We start from the raw sequence: 4,577 nt of genomic DNA, 5'->3' as shown, positions 1-4,577 counted from the left end.
CTTAGGGCAGTGGCATGGAGGTTGTTTTTGCTTTGATGCCTGAACTACGCCACCGGCGCAAACAGCAGCGCCAGGTCTTCCTCGTCGAATAGCGGGCCGTCACTCTGGCGTTCGGCACCGCCTTCCAAGATGGACGCGGCCAGGTCTGCCTTGCGCGACTGCAAGTCGTGAATGCGCTCTTCCACGGTACCGGCACACATCAGTTTGTAGACAAACACCGGGTTCTGCTGGCCCATGCGATGGGCACGGCCTGTCGCCTGTGCTTCCACCGCCGGATTCCACCAAGGGTCGTAATGAATCACTGTATCCGCCGCGGTGAGGTTGAGCCCGGTGCCGCCGGCCTTGAGGCTAATCAAAAAAACCGGCACCTCCCCCTGCTGAAAGCGCGCTACGCGCTGTGTTCGCGTCTTACCGGGGGTATCGCCCGTTAGGGTGGTATAGGCGATACCATCTTTCTCCAGTGCCTGGCCGATCAGCCCCAACATCTCGGTAAACTGCGAAAACACCAGGATACGCCGCCCCTCTTCAATCAGGGGCGGCAACAGTTCCCGCAGTTGATCAAGTTTCGCTGAGCGACGCACCTTTTGGGCGCTGTCGAGTTTGACCAGCCGCGGGTCGCAGCATACCTGGCGCAGCTTGAGCAGCGCATCCAGCATCACGATGCCGGAACCGGCTAGGCCACGTTCGGCAACGGCTTGTTGCACGCGCTGGTGCTGGGCGAGACGTAGGCTCTCGTAGAGTTCTCGCTGAGCACCGCTCAGGGTGATTTCGCGACGCGTCTCGGTCTTATCGGGCAGTTCACCGAGCACCTGCTGCTTGGTCCGGCGCAGCATCAGCGGCGCTAGGCGTCGAGAGAGCTGCTCGCGAAGCGCAACATCTCCCTCCTTCTCGATAGGCGTGCGAAAGCGCTGACCAAACCATTGCTGGCTACCCAGCGCGCCTGGCGCCACAGCATCCAATTGAGCCCACAGCTCGCCCAGGTGATTCTCCAGTGGCGTGCCGGTCATCGCCACGGCACGCTTGGCCTTTAGCGCGCGCACCGCTCGCGCGGTCTGGCTGGCCGCGTTCTTGATGGCTTGGGCTTCATCAAGCACTAACAGGCCGAATGCCGTTTCGCCCAAGCGCTCAAGGTCGCGGATCAGGAGCGCATAGGTGGTAATGACCAGGTCGGCATCGGGTAGCGCCTCCGCGAACTGACGCTCACGCTGGGCTTTGCCGCCTTGCAACGCCACCACCTGGAGATCCGGCGCGAAGCGCGCGGCTTCGGTGCACCAGTTACCCACCAAACTTGTGGGGGCAATCACCAGGGTCGGCCCCTTGAGCGAACCACGAGCCCGCTCATCAAGCACATGCGCCAGGACTTGCACCGTCTTGCCCAGTCCCATGTCATCGGCCAGGATGCCGCCGGTGCCGAGCTCGGAAAGAAAACGCAGCCAGGCCAGGCCGCGGGACTGATAGTCGCGCAACTCACCGACAAAACCGGGTGGTTGGGGTAAGCTCGCCGGCAGCTCGCGTAATCGCTGGGCCAAAGCGCTCACTTCTTCACGCCCTGCCCAGCGCTCGTGCTCGGCGACAGGCGCCACTTTCTCAGCGGCCGTTAGCGGCAATGTCACGGACGCGTCGGGGTCGCGCTCATCGCCCAGCCAATCCAAGATCGGCGTCATTAGCCCACGCAGCCGAGACAAGGGCAGCGTCAAACGGCGATGCTCGTCCAGTTCCAAGGTCCAGCTCGCGTCATCGGCCTCCTCTTCGCGGGGCTCCAGGGGAAAATCCTCGCGCTTGAGCAGTTGGCGCAAAATGGGCAGCAGGTTAACCCGCTCGCCTTCCACCTCAATATCCAACGCCAAATCAAACCAGCCGTTACCGGCCGGCTCCAGTTCGCCGTACCACGCCTCGGGCTCAAGATAGATAGGCTCTTTAGGGAAGTCTTCACTGAATTCGATGAGGCAGCCCGCTTGGCGCAACGTGTCTATCATCTCCCACCACTCATCAGGACCGGCGAGGTGCGTTGGCCACTCTGTCGCCCGTGTGGGCGGCGTACCGTGGTGAGGCAATAGCAACGTCCAGGGCGGCAGTTCCAGATATGCGGGTACCGTGCTCTTCTTCTCCAAGTGCTCAAGGGTCACCATGCCCGAGGGCAGGCCATGCACCAGGGTCCGCTCGGCCTGGGTATCGCGCTGTATCGTCAGCCGCTGCCCATCCCGGTATCCATTGGCGGTGTCACCCTCTTCGGGCGGTACCTCAATGCCTGCATAATCAAAGCTCACCACGCCGGCGCCCACCTGAATCCAGCGGGGTAGTGGCGCCCCATGGCTAAACCCAAGCTGCCCTTCCGCGACACACATCGTCACTTTGAGTTGGGGTGTAACATCCTTGAGTGTTTGCTCTTCTATCCGTGTCGGTGTGGGCAGGCGTTCAGCCAGTGTGGGTGCCTGCTGAAGCCGTTCGCCCAGCCATTCGCTGATGTCCGGTGGCAGCGGCGGCGACCGATACAGCTTGTCGAGGAGCTCAGGCGCACCCTCCATCCGCCCGAACTGGCCGCGTTCGGGGTCGAGATAGCAGAGGCCACGACCGACTCTGGCGATGATCGCCTCGGAGGAGAGGGTGTCTTCTGGCACGGTGGTCGGATGTAATCGTTGTACGCCTTCACTATCCGCTTGCCAACTCGGTGACAATTGGCAGGTAGGCCCCCGCTCAAGCCGGGTGCCCGTCTGCCTGCGATGAAACAGCAATGGGGGTGTTTCACTCTCCAATAACGCCCATAAGGCCCGGGCCTGAAAAGAATGTGACACCAGTGCCCACATGCGCTGCGTGCTTGACCACGTCACTTCGTGCTCACCGTGCATCAGCTGATCAATGGCCTCCTCCTGCTCGGGGAGCCAACCTCCCTCGGGGGCCGGCACTAGCGCTCCTGACCGACTGACTTCAATACTACGAGGTGCCACCCAGCCGTTACCGCGGCTCTTCTGCTTGCCAGGACGCAACCAGGCGGGCAGCACGGATAAGACAGGCGTTGGGCCCACCTGGTCACGGCTGTCCAGAAACAGCGCAAGTCGATATGTCGCCTCGACACGTTGCCCCTCGCCCACGGATGCCGGCGGCTGGTCGAGTTCCTTGATCCACTTTTCCCAGCGCTGTTTAAGCGATTGCTGCGTGTCCGTCTTGCCCGAAGCGCCGTTGTGCGGCTGACGCTCTGCAAACACCTCAGCCCCATTGCCCATCTGGTTGAGAAAGGTCTGGATAAGCGCCACGGCGTGTTTACACCTGACACCCACTGGGCAGCTACAGTCGGTGATGAGCGTCTCATCACGCCCGAGAATGCCAATGGTGACATCCGTGTGGTAAGGCTCGCGCTCGCTCCCCTCCACGTCGCCTGATAACGTCAGCCACTCCGCATCAAGCTCCAGACTCAGCTCACCCAGCACGCGACGCTGATTGGCATAACGCTTGCCGCGCTGCAACGAATTGGCGTCGAAGAAACCCTGCCAATCATTCTGATGAAGCGCGATAAAGAGGGCCATGGCATCATTGGCGCGGGAGTGGTCAGACACAGAAACCTCTAAAAGAAGAAAAATTGGGTGATAAAAAAGCAGTAGTGCGGCGGGACATACGCCCGTTTGAACGGTTCATCATCGCAATCGTTGTCGTGAGGGCGTAATTCTACTCGACACTTCACGTGGTGGGTAACTACCGCTACAAGTCTACCTCTACGCGACCGTGCTAAACTTCCCACCCACACCAAGCGTGAACGGTATCGTCATTGGAGGCCCGCATGTCATCCGCCCATCGTCGCAAGCTTCCCATTGGCATTCAGACCTTTTCGATATCCGCGAAGGCGATTACTACTACGTCGATAAAACCCCGTTCATTGAGCGCCTAGCCAACCAGAACAAATACTATTTTCTGTCCCGTCCTCGCCGGTTCGGCAAGAGCTTGCTGCTGGACACCCTCCGTTGCCTGTTCGAGGGACGCCAGGCGCTTATAAGCACTAGCTTACGATACTCAGCCGACTTAAGCATCTTGTGCTAAGCGGACGTGAGAATATCGATAGTTATACCCACAAGCGACACACTGGGTAGCAGAACGCTAATATGCGTGTGACACACCGGTGTCAGATAAAAGCCATAGGTCAGCGGCTGAGTAGTAAGTCTTGAAGGCAATATTGGCAGGCGTGGCACATGGATGACACAGATTTGACACAGCCAAAACAAAAGGGCCTACGCGTTAACGTAAGCCCTTGATATGTTTGGCGCGCCCGGCAGGAATTGAACCTGCGACCTTCGGCTTCGGAGGCCGGTTTAAGCCGCACAAGCATCGCCCTTCCCCACCGTCAAAAAACCAATAAACAATATTTAAAACAACAAGTTAATTAACATTCCAATGCATTTCAAATCTTCTCCGTCACACCCATTAACGCCATTCTGTGCCCTTCATTGTCAAAACGATGGCACACACCGTGACTTTTCTGTGTCCTGTTTTCTACCAAATTTGACCTCTGGTCACCGCGCACTACGGACTCCTTTAATTGATTCAGCTACGCGTAGAACGCCAGCAGTACCTCTGCCAAAAACACAGCT

Annotated in this window: 2 protein-coding genes and 1 tRNA gene; 1 reads left to right on the top strand and 2 read right to left on the bottom strand. The window is 59.1% G+C overall.

Features of this window, described 5'->3' with window-relative positions:
• Positions 1 to 44: 44 nt before the first annotated feature.
• Positions 45 to 3,551 (bottom strand): DEAD/DEAH box helicase, encoded by a 3,507-nt coding sequence (locus B7L72_RS11425; protein WP_139788503.1) that lies wholly within the window; start codon positions 3,549 to 3,551, stop codon positions 45 to 47.
• A 166-nt stretch (positions 3,552 to 3,717) separates the two neighbouring features.
• Between B7L72_RS11425 and B7L72_RS11420 the strand changes: the two genes are divergently transcribed.
• On the top strand, positions 3,718 to 4,029 hold the full coding sequence (locus B7L72_RS11420; RefSeq protein ID WP_446718567.1) for an AAA family ATPase: 312 nt from the start codon (positions 3,718 to 3,720) through the stop codon (positions 4,027 to 4,029).
• Between the two features lie 218 nt (positions 4,030 to 4,247).
• On the opposite strand, the gene B7L72_RS11415 is transcribed toward B7L72_RS11420, so the two are convergent.
• Positions 4,248 to 4,318, bottom strand: a tRNA-Leu gene (locus B7L72_RS11415).
• Between the last annotated feature and the right edge of the window lie 259 nt (positions 4,319 to 4,577).

The sequence above is a fragment of the Halomonas sp. BC1 genome (assembly GCF_002078135.1).
GTDB lineage: Bacteria > Pseudomonadota > Gammaproteobacteria > Pseudomonadales > Halomonadaceae > Vreelandella > Vreelandella stevensii.
Note: the sequence above shows the minus strand (reverse complement) of the source record. Positions and strands in the feature narration are given on the sequence as shown.